Origin of the sequence: Streptomyces sp. NPDC048496, assembly GCF_043200055.1 — a bacterium.
In the GTDB taxonomy this organism is placed as follows: domain Bacteria; phylum Actinomycetota; class Actinomycetes; order Streptomycetales; family Streptomycetaceae; genus Streptomyces.
In genome coordinates, this window is sequence record NZ_JBICXB010000141.1 from 1 (window position 1) to 1,326 (window position 1,326).

General features: G+C 67.2%; 2 protein-coding genes. Both read left to right on the forward strand.

From position 1 onward, the window contains the following. Positions 1–141: 141 nt before the first annotated feature. Positions 142–660, forward strand: coding sequence for a DUF3592 domain-containing protein (locus ACGFSA_RS35190; RefSeq protein ID WP_393310263.1), 519 nt, complete (start codon positions 142–144; stop codon positions 658–660). Positions 661–995: 335 nt separating this feature from the next. Next, positions 996–1,326 (forward strand): GNAT family N-acetyltransferase (locus ACGFSA_RS35195; protein ID WP_393310265.1); only part of this gene is annotated, 331 nt, incomplete at its 3' end.

Below are 1,326 nucleotides of genomic sequence, written 5' to 3' on the forward strand. Positions count from 1 at the left end.
GACCATCAATCGATCACTCGGGAAGGTACGCCCTCCGCGTTCCGCGAGGCACCCCTCCCGAGGACGATCCACAGGTCTTGAGCATTGCTCGAGACTTTGGCGGCACCACTTCCGGAAGAACTGAAACAGACGGTGAGAGACTTGGACGGCGTAGACGACGCAGGCGCTCCCGGCGTGCGGCAGCAGAAAGCGGCCGCGGGTGGCCTGGGGCCTTTGGCGTCCGCGCTCGTGCTGCTCGGGCTTGCGCTGCCACTGGCCGCACTGTCGGTGCTGGTGATGCTTCCGGCGGCCCAGCATCTGCGCTCCTTTCAGAACGGCGAACGGGCTCCCGCCACGCTGCATACGAGCGGCTCGTGCATGTTGGGCCAATGCCAGGTCAAATTCGAGGCCGCTGGACGGACCGTGGTGGCGGATCTGCCTGTGGGCAGCACCGGCGGCAAGAGCTCTGTCGGCACCCACATGATCGTCCGGTATCACGCTGACGACCCGCAGGTGGCCGTCAGTGAAAACGATGTTGGGGGCGGCGGGGCAGCCGCGCTGGCGGTGATGTCGGGCGGGGGAGCCCTGCTCTTCCTGGTGCTGTCGGTCGTGGCACCGGTCTTCGTGGTGCGGCGGCGGCGCGCCGGCCCTATACCCGGCAGGACTCCTCAAGACGGGTAGCGGCATAGCGGCAACTGGGAATCACCGCGTCGTGCCCCACTCGGTGGGCGTGGACTGTCTATGGGCAGATCGCCGCCAACCCACGGTTCGCAATGCCGCGACCTGCACTGTCATGAAGGACCGGACTCGGCCCCCGGAGCAGTGTGCGGGCGTCGGACGCGAAAGCCGGGGCCGGAGGCCGGCGTACAGCAGCGCTGTACCGCAACCACAGCGGCCGCAGGTGTCCGGCAGCGGTCGGTGCTGACCGGTCAACGACCGGAACGACCGTGCATGACCGGTCTGGCTTGCGCTGCGGATCAGAAGTTCCCCGTGCCACAACCGCGCCAGATCGAGCGGTGAAGAACGTGGTGAGCGAGAGCCCATCGGGCCGCGCAGCGTGGCTGCACGACATCAACGTCTTCGCGCCGTTTCGGCGCCGCGGATACGGATCCGCCATCCTCGCCGCCGCCGCCGAAGAGCTCGTAGCCCGCGAGGGCTGGACGTCGCTTGGCTTGAACGTTTTCGGGGACAATGAGGCAGCCGTTGCCTTGTATCGGCGCAACGGTTACGACGTGTCATCGATGTCCCTGCGTAAGAGCCTGTCGGGTGACCTTCGATCGGAGAGCGGACGCGGCGTGGTGCGTGCGATTCCAAGGCGCCGGGATGGCCTCGTAGCGGAGCTACTAG